The organism is Luteitalea sp. TBR-22 (assembly GCF_016865485.1).
Classification (GTDB): domain Bacteria; phylum Acidobacteriota; class Vicinamibacteria; order Vicinamibacterales; family Vicinamibacteraceae; genus Luteitalea.
Genome location: NZ_AP024452.1, coordinates 3,383,918 through 3,399,432, shown reverse-complemented (window position 1 = coordinate 3,399,432; position 15,515 = coordinate 3,383,918). Strand labels below are relative to the sequence as shown.

Annotated in this window: 13 protein-coding genes; 9 read left to right on the top strand and 4 right to left on the bottom strand. The window is 70.5% G+C overall.

Annotated elements, in window-relative coordinates:
- The first annotated feature begins 4 nt into the window (after positions 1 to 4).
- The 7 genes from trpB to TBR22_RS14030 all read left to right on the top strand — a co-directional run bounded on the left by trpB (position 5) and on the right by TBR22_RS14030 (position 6,479).
- On the top strand, positions 5 to 1,240 hold the full coding sequence (trpB, locus tag TBR22_RS14060) for a tryptophan synthase subunit beta (RefSeq protein ID WP_239488472.1): 1,236 nt from the start codon (positions 5 to 7) through the stop codon (positions 1,238 to 1,240).
- A complete protein-coding gene (gene trpA, locus TBR22_RS14055; RefSeq protein WP_239488471.1) occupies positions 1,237 to 2,040 on the top strand; it encodes a tryptophan synthase subunit alpha in 804 nt (267 codons plus the stop codon). Before trpB ends, trpA begins: the two co-directional genes overlap by 4 nt.
- Entirely contained in the window at positions 2,037 to 2,342 is a 306-nt protein-coding gene (pheA, locus tag TBR22_RS14050; protein ID WP_239488470.1) for a chorismate mutase, read from the top strand. Before trpA ends, pheA begins: the two co-directional genes overlap by 4 nt.
- A 123-nt stretch (positions 2,343 to 2,465) precedes the next feature.
- A complete protein-coding gene (gene aroF, locus TBR22_RS14045) occupies positions 2,466 to 3,515 on the top strand; it encodes a 3-deoxy-7-phosphoheptulonate synthase (protein WP_239488469.1) in 1,050 nt (349 codons plus the stop codon).
- A complete protein-coding gene (locus TBR22_RS14040) occupies positions 3,512 to 4,915 on the top strand; it encodes a prephenate dehydrogenase/arogenate dehydrogenase family protein (protein WP_239488468.1) in 1,404 nt (467 codons plus the stop codon). Before aroF ends, TBR22_RS14040 begins: the two co-directional genes overlap by 4 nt.
- A gap of 136 nt (positions 4,916 to 5,051) precedes the next feature.
- On the top strand, positions 5,052 to 5,747 hold the full coding sequence (locus TBR22_RS14035) for a CoA transferase subunit A (protein ID WP_239488467.1): 696 nt from the start codon (positions 5,052 to 5,054) through the stop codon (positions 5,745 to 5,747).
- A gap of 84 nt (positions 5,748 to 5,831) precedes the next feature.
- Positions 5,832 to 6,479, top strand: a complete 648-nt coding sequence (locus TBR22_RS14030) for a CoA transferase subunit B (RefSeq protein WP_239488466.1) — start codon at positions 5,832 to 5,834, stop codon at positions 6,477 to 6,479.
- An 18-nt stretch (positions 6,480 to 6,497) separates the two neighbouring features.
- Here the strand turns inward: TBR22_RS14030 and TBR22_RS14025 are convergent, their stop codons facing one another.
- The gene (locus TBR22_RS14025) at positions 6,498 to 6,941 is read right to left on the bottom strand and encodes a hypothetical protein (RefSeq protein WP_239488465.1); all 444 of its coding nucleotides are present in this window, start codon (positions 6,939 to 6,941) and stop codon (positions 6,498 to 6,500) included.
- Positions 6,942 to 7,048: 107 nt separating this feature from the next.
- On the opposite strand from TBR22_RS14025, the gene TBR22_RS14020 reads away from it, so the two are divergent.
- Both TBR22_RS14020 and TBR22_RS14015 read left to right on the top strand, forming a co-directional pair.
- Positions 7,049 to 8,596, top strand: a complete 1,548-nt coding sequence (locus tag TBR22_RS14020; protein ID WP_239488464.1) for a leucyl aminopeptidase — start codon at positions 7,049 to 7,051, stop codon at positions 8,594 to 8,596.
- Between the two features lie 3 nt (positions 8,597 to 8,599).
- Entirely contained in the window at positions 8,600 to 9,001 is a 402-nt protein-coding gene (locus TBR22_RS14015; protein ID WP_239488463.1) for a hypothetical protein, read from the top strand.
- 125 nt (positions 9,002 to 9,126) lie between these two features.
- On the opposite strand, the gene TBR22_RS14010 is transcribed toward TBR22_RS14015, so the two are convergent.
- Genes TBR22_RS14010 through TBR22_RS14000 form a run of 3 tightly spaced genes read right to left on the bottom strand, consistent with a single transcriptional unit; the run spans position 9,127 to position 15,269 of the window.
- The gene (locus TBR22_RS14010; RefSeq protein WP_239488462.1) at positions 9,127 to 11,112 is read right to left on the bottom strand and encodes an N-acetylmuramoyl-L-alanine amidase; all 1,986 of its coding nucleotides are present in this window, start codon (positions 11,110 to 11,112) and stop codon (positions 9,127 to 9,129) included.
- Positions 11,113 to 11,121: 9 nt separating this feature from the next.
- On the bottom strand, positions 11,122 to 13,536 hold the full coding sequence (locus tag TBR22_RS14005) for a DNA translocase FtsK (RefSeq protein ID WP_239488461.1): 2,415 nt from the start codon (positions 13,534 to 13,536) through the stop codon (positions 11,122 to 11,124).
- Entirely contained in the window at positions 13,536 to 15,269 is a 1,734-nt protein-coding gene (locus tag TBR22_RS14000; protein ID WP_239488460.1) for a ribonuclease J, read from the bottom strand. The genes TBR22_RS14005 and TBR22_RS14000 overlap by 1 nt, the downstream gene beginning before the upstream one ends.
- Between the last annotated feature and the right edge of the window lie 246 nt (positions 15,270 to 15,515).

The window sequence follows — 15,515 nt, the reverse complement described above, 5'->3', positions numbered from 1 at the left end:
CGCGATGATGACGACAGGGCAGCAACAAGGGGGACGACCGGTGTTCGGCCGTCGCGACCCCGATGCCCGCGGGTACTTCGGCGAGTTCGGCGGGCGGTTCGTGCCCGAGACGCTCGTGGCGCCGATTCAGGCGCTCGAGGAGGCGTACCTGGCGGTGCGTCGCGACGAGGCGTTCATCGCCGAGTTCGAGCACCTCCTGCGGCAGTTCGTGGGGCGGCCGACGCCACTGTACGAGGCACGGCGCCTGACGGAGGCCTGTGGCGGCGCGACGATCCTGCTCAAGCGGGAAGACCTCGCGCACACCGGTGCCCACAAGATCAACAACGCCCTCGGGCAGGCGCTGCTGGCGCGCCGCATGGGCAAGACGCGCATCGTGGCCGAGACCGGCGCGGGGCAGCACGGGGTGGCCACGGCGACCGTGTGCGCGCTGCTCGGGCTGCAATGCGTCGTGTACATGGGCGTCGACGACATGGCCCGCCAGGCGCTGAACGTGTTCCGGATGCGGATGCTCGGCGCCGAGGTCCGGGGCGTCGACTCCGGCGCGCGGACGCTGAAGGATGCGATCAACGAGGCGATGCGTGACTGGGTCGCCACCGTGCGCGACACGTACTACCTGCTCGGGTCGGCGCTCGGCCCGCACCCGTACCCGCTGATGGTGCGCGAGTTCCAGTCGGTGATCGGCGAGGAGGCGCGGGCGCAGTGCCTGGCGACCTACGGACGACTGCCCGATGCCGCCCTCGCCTGCGTCGGCGGCGGCAGCAACGCGATGGGCCTGTTCGACGCGTTCGTGGCCGATCCGTCGGTGCGCCTGATCGGCGTCGAGGCCGGCGGGGAAGGGATCGTGGCGGGACGCCATGCGGCGCGTTTCGCCGGCGGCGTGCCGGGCGTGCTGCAAGGCACGCGCACGTGGGTGCTGCAGGACGAGGCCGGCAACATCTCGCTGACCCATTCGGTGTCGGCAGGCCTCGACTACGCCGCGGTCGGCCCTGAGCACGCCGACCTGCTGCAGAAGAAGCGCGCCGAGTACCGCTACGCCACCGATCCGGAGGCGCTGGCCGCCTTCCAGCGGCTCGGCCAACTCGAGGGCATCCTGCCGGCGCTGGAGTCGGCGCACGCGATTGCCGCCGTCGAGCAGGTGGCGCACGAGGTCGGCCCCGAGGGGATCGTCGTGGTCAACCTTTCCGGACGCGGCGACAAGGACGTGCAGAGCATCCAGCACCTGCTCGGAGATCAGGCATGAGCACGCGGATCGAACAGGCCTTCGCGCGGATGAAGACCGATCGACGCACCGGGCTTGTCGCCTTCGTCTCGGGCGGCGACCCCACGCTGGAGCGATCCGGCGAGGTCATCAGGGCGATCGACGAGGGCGGCGCGGACGTGATCGAGATCGGCGTGCCGTTCTCCGACCCGCTGGCCGACGGCCCCGAGATCCAGCGCGCGTCGGAGCGGGCGTTGCGGGCCGGCGCGACGCTGCGCGGGGTGCTCGACCTGGTCGGCGACCTGCGCAAGGACGTCGAGGCGCCGCTCGTGCTCTTCAGCTACGCCAATCCCGTCGTCCGCTTCGGCATCGAGGCCTTCGCCGCCCGTGCCGCCGAGGTCGGCGTCGACGGCGTGCTGCTGCTCGATCTGCCGCTCGAGGAGGCCGGCCCGACGCGAGACGTGCTCGTCGCTCACGGGCTCGCGCCCATCTTCCTGCTCTCGCCGACGACCACCGCCGAGCGCGTGCGCAAGGCCGATGCGCTCGGCAAGGGCTTCCTCTACGCCATCTCGCGGCTGGGCGTGACCGGCGTGCGCGAGCAGGTGGCCGACGACGCGCGGCAGTTGGTCGAGCGCCTGCGGCAGGACTCGACGCTGCCGATCGCGCTGGGCTTCGGCCTGTCGAGGCCCGAGCACATCCGCGACGTCGGCAGGTACGCCGACGCGGCCGTCGTCGGCAGCGCCCTGGTGGCGCAGGTCGCCAGGCACGGCCAGTCGCCGCAACTGGCCGACGAGGTCCGCGGGTTCGTGCGCTGGCTCACCGGACGGGAGGCACGGCCATGACCGACCCCGACTGGCGCATGCGCGCGCTGCGCGATCGGATCGACGCGCTCGACGAGCAGATCGTCGGGCTGTTGAACGAGCGTGCTGCGTGCGCGCTGGAGATCGGCGAGATCAAGCGGCGCATCGGCATGGCGATCTACCAGCCGGGCCGCGAGAAGGACGTGCTGGACCACGTGCGGCGCGTGAACCCGGGGCCCCTCGACGGCGACGCCGTGATGCGGCTCTTCGAGCGCATCATCGACGAGGCCAGGCGCCTCGAGCGCGTCACCGCGCAAGCGCAGGACGAAGGGAAGCGGGAGTGACGGCTGACGCCGGACACTGAACGCCGAACGCCGAACGCGGCATGTGGAACGCCGAAGCGATACGAAGGCCGACGGCCCGATGACCAGGGCCGTCCATTGTGGTTCCTGAAAGCGAGTACTGACATGGTCGTGGTGATGGAGGAACGCGCGAGCGAGGACCAGATCCAGCGCGTTGTCGCGCAACTGGTCCAGATGGGGTTCGACGTGCATCGATCCACCGGGTCGCTGCGCACCGTGATCGGCGCGGTCGGCGGCCAGGGCAAGCACGATCCGCGGCTGCTCGAGGTGCTCGACGGCGTGCAGGAGGTGATGCGCATCACCGAGCCCTACAAGCTGGCCAGCCGCACGTTCAAGAACGAGGACACGGTGGTCACCGTCGGCGACCTGCGCATCGGCGGCGACGAGGTGATCGTGATGGCCGGGCCGTGCTCGGCGGAGAACGAACAACAGGTCATGACGACGGCGGCGGCGGTGCGGCGCGCCGGCGCCAAGGTGCTGCGTGGCGGCGCGTTCAAGCCGCGGAGTTCGCCATACAGCTTCCAGGGGCTCGGCGAGGAGGGGCTGAAGCTGCTTCGCGCCGGCGCCGACGAGCACGGGCTCAAGCTGGTGTCCGAGGTGATGGACGTCAGCCAGATCGAGGTGATGGGCAAGTACGTCGACATCTACCAGGTCGGCGCCCGCAACATGCAGAACTTCACGCTGCTGCGGGAACTCGGCAAGGTGCGACGACCGGTGCTCCTCAAGCGCGGGATCTCGGCGACGATCGAGGAGTGGCTGCTGTCGGCCGAATACGTGCTGGCCGGCGGCAACATGGACGTGATCCTCTGCGAGCGGGGCATCCGCACCTTCGAGAGCTACACGCGCAACACGCTGGACATCTCGGCGATCCCCGTCGTGAAGAAGCTCAGTCACCTGCCGATCTTCGTGGACCCGAGCCACGGCACGGGCCGGCGCGACAAGGTCGCGCCGATGGCGCGCGCCGCGGTCGCCGCGGGCGCCGACGGGTTGCTGATCGAGGTCCACTGCGACCCCGACAACGCGCTCAGCGACGGCGCGCAGTCGATGTTCCCCGGGCAGTTCGAGCGGCTGATGGCCGAACTGCGCATCATCGCCCCGGCGATCGGCCGCAGCATCTGCCAGGAGCCGGTGGCGCGTCGCGGTTGGGGCCAGTGAGCGATCCGGCGCCCTTCGACCGCGTCCTGCTCGTCGGCTGCGGGCTGGTCGGCGGGTCGCTCGGACTGGCCATCCGCGCCGTGTGGCCGGAGGTGGCGATCACCGTGCTCGACCCGGCGGCCGACCCACGCGTGAAGGCGCACTTCACGCTCGTGTCGTCACCGGCCGCGGCGGCCGAGGCCGATCTCGTGGTGCTGGGCGCACCGGTGCTGGAGAACCTGCGCCTGCTCGACGCCTTCGCCCCGTACGTGGCTGCGCCGACCGTCGTCACCGATCTCGGCAGCACGAAGGGCGCGATGGTGCGGCACGCCCGGACGCACGCCGGCGTGTGCTTCCTCGGCGGGCATCCGATGTCGGGCAGCACGCACAGCGGCTTCGCGCACGCCGACGCCGGACTCTTCCTCGGTCGCCCGTGGATCCTCACGCCCGACGCCGAGAGTCCCCTCGGACCCGGTGCGGTGGGCGAGGCGCTGGCGCGACTGACGCAACTGGTCGTGGGCATCGGCGCGCGCCCGGTCGTGATGGGCGCCGACGAGCACGACCACGTGATGGCGTACGTGAGCCACCTGCCGCAGGTCGTGAGCAGCACGCTCATGGCCGTCACCGGCAGGGCCGTCACCAGCGACGGCCTGCAGTTCGCCGGCCCGGGGCTGGTGGACACCACGCGACTGGCCGGCAGTGCGCCGGCGCTGTGGCTGGACATCCTGGCCACCAACGCCACGTACGTCGGCCAGGCGCTCGACGCCTTGCGCGCCGCGTTGCCGACCCCGGACATGCTCGCTGGCGACGCCTCGGCCATGCAGCCTGTGCTGCAGGACGGGCGGCGGTGGCGGACGACGTTCGAGAGCCAGCGGCCGGCCCGCCCGTCGTCGCGCCTGCTGCACCGTCCGGCGACCCGCACGTTCCTCGAGATGCGCGCGGCGAGCCAGGTCGTGCCGTTCGCGTTCCCGGACGTGGATGCCGTGGTGCGCCGCCTCGATGTCGTGCCGGGCTCGCTGTACCGATACCTGTACCGCGAGGTCGGACGTCCGTGGCACTGGATCGACCGGTGGGACTGGAGTGACGCGCGCGTTGCCGAGCATCTCGCGTCGGGCGGGATCGAGATCTGGCTGCTGACGGTGGCGGGCACGCCGGCGGGCTACTTCGAGTTGCACCGGACCGCGCACGAGGTCGAGATCTGCTACTTCGGCCTGCTCCCCGAGTTCATCGGCCAGCGTCTCGGCCCGGCCCTGTTGACGGTCGCGGCACGCGAGGCGTGGGCCAGCCAGCCGGAGCGCGTGTGGCTCCACACCTGTTCGCTCGACCACCCGGCCGCGGTCCGCAACTACCAGCGCGTCGGCTTCGTGCCGTATCGACAGGAGCAGTACGACGCGAAGATTCCGGTGGATCGCGAATTGTAGACGGTGCGTCGACCTGAAGGTCGACGCCTACGCACCTGAAGGTCGTGGCCGCCGACCTTCAGGTCGGCGGTCCTGTTGGTCCCGGCCCCCGATCCGCGATCCCCGATCCGCGATCATGCTTATACTTCCATAAGCCATGAATAAGCAGATCGCGAGCGCCGACGAGGCCGTCGCCCTGATTCCTGATGGTGCCAGCATCATGATGGGCGGGTTCGGGCTCTGTGGCATTCCCGAAACCCTCATCGCCGCGCTCCATCGCCGGCGCACGCGGGACCTGACCGTGATCAGCAACAACGCCGGGGTGGACGACTTCGGCATCGGCATCCTGCTGAAGGCGCGCCAGGTGCGCAAGATGGTGAGCACCTACGTCGGCGAGAACAAGGAGTTCGAGCGCCAGTTCCTCACCAGGGAACTGGAGGTCGAGCTCATTCCGCAGGGCACGTTCGCCGAGCGCATCAGGGCGGGCGGCGCAGGGATCGGCGGCTTCTTCACGCCGACCGGCTACGGCACCGTCGTGGCGGAGGGCAAGGAGACCCGGGAGATCGACGGCGTGCACTACGTGTTCGAGTCCCCCCTGCGCGCCGACTTCGCCTTCGTGAAGGCACACCTCGGCGACACGCACGGCAATCTCGTGTACCGCCGCACCGCCCGCAATTTCAACCCGGTGATGGCGACGGCGGCGCGCGTCACGATCGCCGAGGTCGAGCAACTCGTCGCGCCCGGCGACATCGATCCGGACGTCGTCGTCACGCCCGGGATCTACGTCACGCACGTGCTGCGCGGCGGCCCGTACGAGAAGCGCATCGAGAAACGCATCACAGCACAGGGGTAGGGCGGGGTGTCCCACCCCGCCGTAGCGACCAACGGCGCGGTCGGAGACCGCGCCCTACCTGATCCGTCATGAGCCGGTGAGTCCATGGACAAACGTGACCGCATCATCCGTCGTGTGGCCGCCGAGTTGAAGGACGGCGACTACGTGAATCTGGGCATCGGGCTGCCGACGCTGGTGGCCGACCACGTGCCGCCGGGGATCGACATCGTGCTGCACTCGGAGAACGGCCTGCTCGGCGTGGGCCCGTACCCGTCGGAGGCCGAGGTCGACGCCGACCTGATCAACGCCGGCAAGGAGACCGTGACGGCGCTGCCGGGGGCTGCCTTCTTCAACGGTGCCGAGTCGTTCGCGATGGTGCGCGGCGGGCACATCGACCTCACCGTCCTCGGTGCCCTCGAGGTCGACGAGCAGGGGAACCTGGCCAACTGGATGGTGCCCGGCAAGATGGTCAAGGGGATGGGCGGGGCGATGGACCTGGTGGCGGGGGCGCGGCGGGTGGTCATCGCGATGGAGCACGCCACGCGCGACGGCCAGCCCAAGATCGTGCCGCGCTGCACCCTCCCGCTGACCGGCGTGCAGGTGGTGCACCGGATCGTCACCGAGCTCGCCGTGTTCGACGTGACCGGCGACGGACTGGTGCTGCGCGAGATCGCCGAGGACGCGTCGCTGGAGCAGGTGCACCGCCTGACGAGCGCGGCCTTCCGCATCGACGAACCGCTGGCGCGTTTCTGAACGGCGCCGCGATCGGTGCTACGGCAGTTCGGAAGGGTCGCGGATGCCGGCGCGCACCTGCACGAGGGTCGCCTGCCCGCCCACCACCTTGTCGCCCTTCTTCATGCGGAAGCGCACGGTGTAGCGGCCGGCCATCTCGTACGTGTGGGTGCTGCTGTAGTACCGCCGGATCTCGCTCTTGCCGGGCTCGTACGGAGCGCAGTCGGCCGTGTTCTCCGATGACGTGCCGTCGTCCCAGTCCCAGACGATGGTGGGGCAGTAGTACGGCTCGTAATCGAGTGCGCCACCCTTCATCTCGGCGCGCACCGTGACCTTCGCCGGGGAGAAGGCGATGAGCGGCGTGACCTTGATGTTGATCTCGGGGCGCCCCTCGTCGCGGGTCGCCCTGGCGTCCTTGTCCTGCGCGGAACCCTGGGCGGCCAGGGCCACGCCGGACACCACTGCCAGGACCGCTGCTGCCATCGTGCGCATCATCGCTCCGTCCTCGTCCGAGCACCTGCCACTACAGGCATCGTAGCATTCCGGCGGGCCGGGGACCGTCGGGGGCCGGCGGTATAGAATTCAGGGTCATGCCTTCGCGCGAGTTCTACACCATGCCCACGCTGCGGCTCGTCGTCGCGGCTCCGGCCGACGTCCAGGCGGACGTCGTGGTCGTCCCGGTCCCTTCCGAGGGCACGGTACCGGCGCTTCCCGACGGGCTGACGGCGGCCATCGGCGCTCTCCGCGACGGCAAGGAGTTGAAGGGCGAACCATTCGAGATGCACTGGCTCCGTGCCGACGAGCTGGCGTCGCCGCGCGTGCTGTTGCTCGGCGCGGGCTCCGGAGCGTCGATGTCCACCGACGTGGCGCGACGGCTCGGCACGACCGCCGGCCTGGCGGCGCGCAGCCGCGGACAGGGGCATGTCGCGGTTCTCGCGTCGGGGGCCTTGCAGGCCGAGGAGCACGTGCGTGCCCTGGCGGAGGGCCTGACGCTGGCGGCCTTCCATGTCGACGCCTACAAGACGAAGGATCGCAAGCTGGCCGACCTGCAGTCGGCCGCCATCGTGGTGAGCGAGGGTGCGGCCTCGACGCTGGCCGATGCGGTCGCGCTCGGCGGCGTCCTCGGCGAGGCGACCAACGTGGCTCGCGCCGTGGCGCACGAGCCGCCAAACGTCCTGACGCCAGCGGTGCTGGCCGAGCGGGCCGTCGAGCTGTTCGCGGGCACGCCGGTGTCGGTCGAGGTGCTCGACGAGGCGGCACTGCGCGACAAGCAGATGGGACTGCTGCTCGGCGTCGCACAGGGGAGTGTCAACGCACCCCGGATGATCGTGCTGACGTACGAACCCGATGCCAATCGGGAGTCGGGAGTCGGGAGTCGGGAGTCGCAGGACGCACCCGCGGCAGCCCCGGTGCTCGGCCTGGTGGGGAAGGCCGTGACGTTCGACACCGGCGGCATCTCGATCAAGCCCGCCGACAACATGGACCGCATGAAGTACGACATGTGCGGTGGCGCGGCCGTCCTGGGCGCCTTCCACGCACTGGCGCGGGTCGGTGCGCCGTGCAAGGTCATCGGCGTCATCCCTTCGGTGGAGAACATGCCCAGCGGCACGGCGTTCCGCCCCGGCGACGTCCTGACGGGCGCCAGTGGTCTCACCGTCGAGATCACCAACACCGACGCCGAGGGACGACTGATCCTGGGCGATGCCCTGTGGTACGCCCGGCAACTGGGCGCCACGCACCTGGTGGACATCGCGACCCTCACCGGCGCCTGCGCGGTCGCCCTCGGGCGCGTCGCCTCGGGGCTGTTCGGTACGCCGGACACCTGGCGCGACGCCGTGCGCGAGGCCGGGACGCGCGGTGGCGACTTCCTGTGGCCGCTGCCGATGACCGACGACTACAAGGAACTGCTCAAGAGCGACATCGCCGACATGGTCAATGCCGCCGGCACGCGGTACGGTGGGGCGATCAGCGCAGCCATCTTCCTCAAGGCGTTCGCCGGCGACGCGGCATGGGCGCACCTCGACATCGCCGGCACGGCGTGGGCCGACGAGCCGAAGCCGTATCAGCCGAAGGGCCCGACGGGCGTCGCCGTGCGTACCCTGATCGAACTGGCGCGCTCGGCGGGGAGCTGGGCGTAATCGATGGCGGTTCCCCAGGCGCCGACGACGTCGCCTGCCACACCGGCCACGCCGGCCACGCCGGCGGCGACGCAGGAGTCGGTGCCACCACCGCGAGAGACCGCGTCACCCACGGGCACGCCCGCCGGCAAGGGCACCCTGCGCCGGCCGGGTGAAGCGCCCCGCGACGTGCCGCTGATGTCGATCCAGAAGGACGAGGTTCGCGTCCAGGTCGGCCCGGTGACCCAGGGCACCGGCGTGGCCGACGTCCTGCTCGGCTCGCTCGGCATCGTCGCCGTGGCGGTGATTGCCGCGCTGGTGCTCGGGGCGCTGCTGGGCGCGGTGCTCGTGTTCGTCAAGCACCGCCTGGGGTGGGGCGGTCCGGAGCGCGACGCCGAGGATCACATCTCACTCACCGACAGGTAGATCTTCCGGGAAGATCACTGGCCATCGGGTAAGCCCGACGGCTTCATCCAATCGGGCGCGCCCGACGCGAGCTGCCAACCAGCGCGTGTAGCCGTCGCCCTTGGGCGCCGGTCATGCCGCAACGGCTACTGCGTGCGGGCTGCGGTGGTCGTCGCGCCCTTCAGCGAACGCTGGTAGCGCAGTAACCCGTCACGTAACGCTTCCGCGATCTCCTGGCGGTACGCCGCCGTCTTGAGGCGACGCCCTTCCTCGGGCGTGCTCACGAACCCGATTTCGCACAACACGCTCGGCATCGACGCGCCGATCAGCACGACGAACGGCGCCTGCTTGATGCCGCGATCGGGCAGGTCCGCCTCGCTCTTGCGCAGTCGCGAGACGAGGTTGCCCTGCACCAGTTCGGCGAGGTCGCGCGACTCGTCGAGCTTGTTGTTCAGCGTGATGGCCTTGACGATGTCGGGGAGCTGCCGCATGGAGCCCTTGGCGATGGCGTTCTCTCGCGCGGCCACTTCCTCGGCGTCGCTGTTGTTGGCGAAGTTGAGGATGAAGGTCTCCACGCCCTGCGCGGTCTTGCGGCGGCTCGAGTTGGCGTGAATCGACAGGAACAGATCCGCGTTCTGTCGGTTGGCGATCCGCGTGCGCTCCTCGAGCTCGATGAACTCGTCGGTGCGGCGCGTCATCACCACGTCGATGCCGGGTTCCTGCTTGAGCAGCTTCTCGAGCCGGAGCGCGACATCGAGCACGAGTTCGGCCTCGCGGATGCCCTCTCCGAGCGAGCCCACGTCGTGGCCGCCGTGGCCCGGGTCGATCACGATGCGCGAGACTCCCAACCCGAGCTGGCGGGCCAGCGAGTAGCTGCCCGAGCTGTTGGACTCGGGCGCCGACGGGGCCGTGGTGACGTTGGGCCCGGCGGGCGTGGTCGGCAGCGGCTCGTTGCGGACGGCCGTCTCCGGCCCGGGCGGTGGCGCTGGCGGCCTCGTCGACGGGAGCACGGCGGCGACCGAGGTCTTCGGTGCAGGGATCAGGGGCGGAGGCAGCCGCTGGCCGACTCCCGTGGACGGCGGCAGCGCCGGCGGCATCTTCTGCGTGAGCCCCGGCTCCCGGTACATGTCGAGCACGAGGCGATACGGGTTGTAGAGCGTGAACAGGCTGTGTCGAGCCACGCCCTGCGTGTCGAGGACCACGCGCACGATGCCACCCGGGTGGCTGCCGACGCGCACCTCGCGCACGACGTCACCGTCGGCGAAGGCGCGCACGCCCTCCTCGACCGCCGGGCCGAGTTTCGCGCCGCGCAGGTCGAAGAAGAGCCGCGACGGGTTCTGGAGCGCTTCCTCGTAGTAGGTCACCTCGCCATCGAGCTCGATGGTGACGCGCACGACCTCGGGCAACACGACGCGCTTCACCTCGCGCACGGTCGGCGCGTTCGCGGCGGCGCGCGTGACTGCAGGCGCCTTCGGGGCGGTCCCCTTCGGCACCGTCGGGGCGGGGGCAGGTGTCGCGGCAGGCGGGGCCGGGGGCTCGTCCATGTCGGCGGGCGGCGCGGGCTCGGCCTCCGCGGTGCGGATGTTGGCCTTGGCCAGCTCGGTGGCCGCCGGTGGGGGCGTGATCGGTTCGGCCCGCGCGTTCCGCTTGTCGGGCTCGGCCTTGGTCGTCTTCGGCGCGGCGGCGTTGATCTTGCGCAGCCGGGTCTGCGCGTCGCGCGCCAACGAGCTCGACGGGTATTCCTTCACGAGCCAGCGCAACATCTCCATCGCGCTGTCGCGCTCCTGGCGCGCGCCATAGGAGATGTTGGCGTCGTAGGCGAGGTTGGCGCCGTTCCAGAGGGCGTTGTCGGCGTAGCCGCTGGTCGGCCAGCGGCGGGCGATCGCCTCGTACTCCTCGATCACGGCGCGCATCTGCGAGAGCGGCGCCTTGCGCCGCGAGGTGCGCAGGGCGCGCTCGCGCGCCAGGGTCCGGTCGTAGGCCGCGCGGGCGGTGCGCGATTTGGACACCTGGCTGGCCGGAGCAGCAGTCTTCTTGGTCGTCGCCTTCTTCTTCTGCGCGGCCCCGGCGGGGACGCAGAGGACGAGCGCGAGGGCGGTCGCGGTGGCGATGATGCGGATCGTGCGTCGCATGCGGAGTCCTCAGCGCAGTTGCGCGTCCACCTCGTCGAAGTAGTCCTTGTCCACGAGCACCTCGCGGGCCTTGCCGCCCTGGCCGCTCGAGACGAGTCCTTCGGCTTCCATCATGTCGACGAGGCGTGCCGCGCGGCTGAACCCGATACGCAGCCGGCGCTGCAGGTAGCTGATCGACGCCTGTCCGCTGGACACCACGATCCGCGCCGCCTCGTCGTAGAGGTCGTCCTTGTCGAATCCACCGCCGCCGGCCTCGCCCGACTTCTCTTCGTCGGTGATCGAGCGGTCGTAGGTCGGCTGGCCCTGCTTGCGCAGGAAGCTCGCGAGGCGCGCGCTCTCCTGCTCGGAGATGTAGGCGCCGTGCAGGCGCATCACGCGCGAGGAGGCCGGCGGCAGGAAGAGCATGTCGCCCTTGCCGAGCAGGGCCTCGGCGCCGTTGGCGTCGAGAATCGTCCGCGAGTCCACCTTGGACGACACGCGGAACGAGATGCGCGACGGCATGTTGGCCTTGATCAGGCCGGTGATCACGTCCACCGACGGCCGCTGGGTGGCGAGGATCAGGTGGATGCCGACGGCGCGCGCCATCTGCGCGAGGCGGCAGATCGACTGCTCGACCTCGTTGGAGGCCACCATCATGAGGTCGGCCAGCTCGTCGATCACCACCACCACGAACGGCAGCGGCTTGAACGGCTCGCCGGTCTTGGCGTCGGTCCGCACCTCGCCAGCCTCCATGGCCGCCTTGAGGTTGCGGTTGAACTGCTCGATGTTGCGGACGCCGAACGCCGCGAGCGTCTTGTAGCGCTCTTCCATCTCGCGCACGGCCCAGCGCAGCGCATTGGCGGCGAGCTTGGGCTCCACCACGACTGGCGTGAGCAGGTGCGGGATGTCCTCGTACATGCCGAGTTCGAGGCGCTTGGGGTCGATCATGATGAAGCGCACCTGATCGGGCGTCGCCCGGTACAGGATGCTCGTCAGCATCGCGTTCAGGCCCACGGACTTGCCCGTGCCCGTCGATCCCGCGATCAGCAGGTGCGGCATCGTCGCGAGGTCACTGACGTACGGCTCGCCGTGGATGGTCTTGCCCAGCGCGACGGCCAGCTTCGAGGGCGACTTGCGGTAAGGCTCCGACTCGAGCAGCTCGCGCAGGGAGATCGCCTCGCGCTGCGGGTTCGGGATCTGGATGCCGACGGTGCTGCGGCCCGGGATGCGATCGATGAGCACCGACTCGGCGCGCATCGCCAGCGAGAGGTCCTCGGACAGGCCGGTGATCTTGCTGTACTTGACGCCGGCATCGGGCTTGAACTCGTAGGTCGTGACGACCGGACCGGGCAGGATCTGCACGACGTCGCCTTCGACCGAGAACTCGCGGCACTTGTCCTGCAGTTGCCGCGCGGCGTCCATCAGCTCGCGCTCGTCCACCTTGCGCTCGGCCTGCGGCGGGTCGAGCAGGGCGAGCGGCGGCAGCGTGTAGGCGCCCGGCTTGCGTTCGGCCGGCGCCTTCAGTTCCGGTTCGTCGAGCGACACCGGCGTCGGCCGCGACGGCACCTTCGGCCGGATCGCCGGCAGGTCCTTCACGACGCGCGCGGGATCGGGGCTGGCGCTGGCCACGGGCGCGGCCGGCGTCGGGCCGGGGCGAGGCCGCGGCCGGCGTCGATCCTCGGGCGGGGCGGCCACCGGCGTCTCCTCGAGGGCCTCCGTCGGGTCCTGAAGGGGCGCCGGTGTCGTCGCGGCCGGCTTGCCCTTGCCCTTGATCATCCGATCGATGTCCTCGGGCGAGGCGTTGGGCAGCCGCTTCTTCATCACCTCGCGGCGCTGTTCCTCGCGGCGACGCACCTCCTGCGCGGCCTTGCGCGCCTCCTGCCAGGTCGTCAGCCGCGCCCGCACCTTCTCGGCGGCAGCCGACGACAGGGCGCTGAGCGACACCTGCGTCGTCAGGATGAATCCCAGCAGGCCGGTGGAGAGGATGACGATGGCGCCGCCGGCGCGGTTGAAGTAGTGGACGGCGAGATCGGCGAGGACGGCGCCGAGATGTCCGCCGGCGGGCACCGACGTGTCGCCGGCGCGGGGCGAGCCGACCGCGAGGCCGAGCAGCGCCGCCAGGCAGAGCAGCAGCACGACGGCGCCGATCGACTTGGTGTAGCCGGCCGGGAGCGTGCGGCACCAGAAGTAGTGCCAGCCCGCGACCAGCAGCACCACGGGCACGAGGAACGAGGCATAGCCGAGCAACTGGAACGACGACTCGGCCACGAAGGCGCCGAAGCTGCCGGCGAAGTTGGCGGCCTGCTTGGGCGGGCCGGCGTAGAAGAACCAGGCTGGATCGCCCGGCGTGTAGCTCACCAGGGCCACGAACCAGAGCAGGGCGCCGAAGAACAGCGCCACGCCCAGCGCCTCGCTCGCGCGTCGCGACATCACGGATGCCGACATCAGATCTCCATCACCACCGGCACGATCAGCGGGCGTCGCCCCGCCTTGCGCCGCATCACCCGCTGCAGTTCCGCGCGCACGCGCTCCCGCAGCAACCCCACGTCCGTCCGTTCCTCGACCGAGGCCGCCAGCACGGCGTCGCGGATCATCGTCGTCGCGTCACGCAGCAACTGCTCGGAGGACTCGTCCACCACGAAGCCGCGCGTGATGATCTCCGGCGTGCCCTGCAGCGCGCCCGTCTGCATGTTGACGGCGAGCATCGGCACGATCAGCCCGTCGCCGGCCAGGTGCCGGCGATCGCGCAGCACCTCGTCGGCGACCTCGCCGGTGCGCGTGCCGTCGATCAGGCGCCGGCCGACCTCGGCCCGCCCGGCGACGGTGGCGCCCTCGCGGTCGAAGCGCAGCACGTCGCCGTTGTCGATCACCATCACGTCGGTGGTGCGCGACACCGCCTGCGCGACGCGCGCGTGCCGCGCCAGTTGACGGTACTCCCCGTGGATCGGCACGAAGTACTTCGGCCGCACCAGCGAGTGCATCAGCTTCAGCTCCTCGACGTGGCCGTGGCCCGACACGTGGACGTGCTTCTGGCCCTCGTAGATCACGTCGGCGCCGCGCACCGCCAGGTGGTTCATGACGCGGCCGATGGCGCGCTCGTTGCCCGGAATCGCCCGCGCCGAGAACACCACCACGTCGTCGTCATCGACCTTCACGAAGCGGTGGTCGTCGATGGCGATGCGCGACAACGCCGCGGCCGGCTCGCCCTGCGTGCCGGTGGTGATGCACACGACGTCGCTGGCGGGGAAGTCGCGCACCTCGGAGTCGCGGATGGCGACGCCCTGCGGGATGCGCAGGTAGCCGAGGCGCTGCGCGGTCTCGGAGTTGTCGATCATGCCGCGGCCGACGAAGGCCACGTGCCGGTCGAACTGCGCGGCGAGGTCGACGATCACCTGCATCCGGTGGATGCTCGAGGCGAACATCGCGACGACGATCTTTCCGGCGGTCGAGGTGAAGATCTCCTCGAAGCCGTCGATCACGTCGCGTTCCGAGCCGGCAACGCCGGGGCGATCGACATTGGTCGAGTCGGCAAACAGCGCGAGCACGCCCTGCTGGCCGAGTTCGGCCAGTCGCGGCAGGTCGGTGCGATCGCCGTCGAGCGGCGTGTGGTCGATCTTGAAGTCGCCGGTGTGCACGAGCACGCCCTGCGGCGTGTGGATCGCCAGCGCCAGGCAGTCGGGCATGCTGTGCGTGACGCGCAGGCACTCGATGGTGAACGGGCCGACCTGGACGCGATCCCCGGGGGCGACGGGCTTGAGCCGGTCGCGCACGTCGATGGCGTGCTGCTCGAGGCGGTGCTCGACCAGCGCCAGGGCCAGCTTCGACCCGTACACGGGGCCGGCGACCAGCGGCATGAGGTAGGGCAGCCCGCCGATGTGATCCTCGTGGCCGTGCGTGAGGAACACGGCGTCGACCTTGCGGCCGAGGCCCTCGAGGTACGCCAGGTCGGGGACCACGAGGTCCACGCCGGGCAGGTCCGGCTCGGCGAACATGACCCCGGCGTCGATCACGATGGTGGTCTCGCCACACGTGATCGCCATCGTGTTCATGCCGAACTCGCGGAGCCCGCCAAGGGGCACCACGTCGACAGGCAGGGCCTGCGCCTCGGGTACGGTCATCTCGCGTCGAATCACCAGAGCGTCGGCGTGAGCCGACAGCACGTCCGATCGCAGCGACATGCCGCGTCCGGAACTCACACGCGCTGCGCCACGTGCACCGGTCGAAGGTGGGGGACCGGGCCAGCGGACACGGACAGCCGGGGGACTGGCGGGAGCCAGGACCGGCGCTCTGGAATCAGACCCACTGGGTTGGGCTGAAACCGCTAAGTCCTACAACGTGCAAGAAGATAGCACAGTTGAATGGGCGCGTCGGCCAAGGCCGACGCCTACATCCAGGGGGACACGCCGCCCTACCCATGGTGTAGC

What these genes read in the sequence shown, in the direction of transcription:
- trpB (WP_239488472.1), top strand. Translation starts at nt 5, where the DNA reads ATGATGACGACAGGGCAGCAACAAGGGGGACGACCGGTGTTCGGCCGT.
- trpA (WP_239488471.1), top strand. Translation starts at nt 1,237, where the DNA reads ATGAGCACGCGGATCGAACAGGCCTTCGCGCGGATGAAGACCGATCGA.
- pheA (WP_239488470.1), top strand. Translation starts at nt 2,037, where the DNA reads ATGACCGACCCCGACTGGCGCATGCGCGCGCTGCGCGATCGGATCGAC.
- aroF (WP_239488469.1), top strand. Translation starts at nt 2,466, where the DNA reads ATGGTCGTGGTGATGGAGGAACGCGCGAGCGAGGACCAGATCCAGCGC.
- TBR22_RS14035 (WP_239488467.1), top strand. Translation starts at nt 5,052, where the DNA reads ATGAATAAGCAGATCGCGAGCGCCGACGAGGCCGTCGCCCTGATTCCT.
- TBR22_RS14030 (WP_239488466.1), top strand. Translation starts at nt 5,832, where the DNA reads ATGGACAAACGTGACCGCATCATCCGTCGTGTGGCCGCCGAGTTGAAG.
- TBR22_RS14025 (WP_239488465.1), bottom strand. Translation starts at nt 6,941, where the DNA reads ATGGCAGCAGCGGTCCTGGCAGTGGTGTCCGGCGTGGCCCTGGCCGCC.
- TBR22_RS14020 (WP_239488464.1), top strand. Translation starts at nt 7,049, where the DNA reads ATGCCTTCGCGCGAGTTCTACACCATGCCCACGCTGCGGCTCGTCGTC.
- TBR22_RS14015 (WP_239488463.1), top strand. Translation starts at nt 8,600, where the DNA reads ATGGCGGTTCCCCAGGCGCCGACGACGTCGCCTGCCACACCGGCCACG.
- TBR22_RS14010 (WP_239488462.1), bottom strand. Translation starts at nt 11,112, where the DNA reads ATGCGACGCACGATCCGCATCATCGCCACCGCGACCGCCCTCGCGCTC.
- TBR22_RS14005 (WP_239488461.1), bottom strand. Translation starts at nt 13,536, where the DNA reads ATGTCGGCATCCGTGATGTCGCGACGCGCGAGCGAGGCGCTGGGCGTG.
- TBR22_RS14000 (WP_239488460.1), bottom strand. Translation starts at nt 15,269, where the DNA reads ATGTCGCTGCGATCGGACGTGCTGTCGGCTCACGCCGACGCTCTGGTG.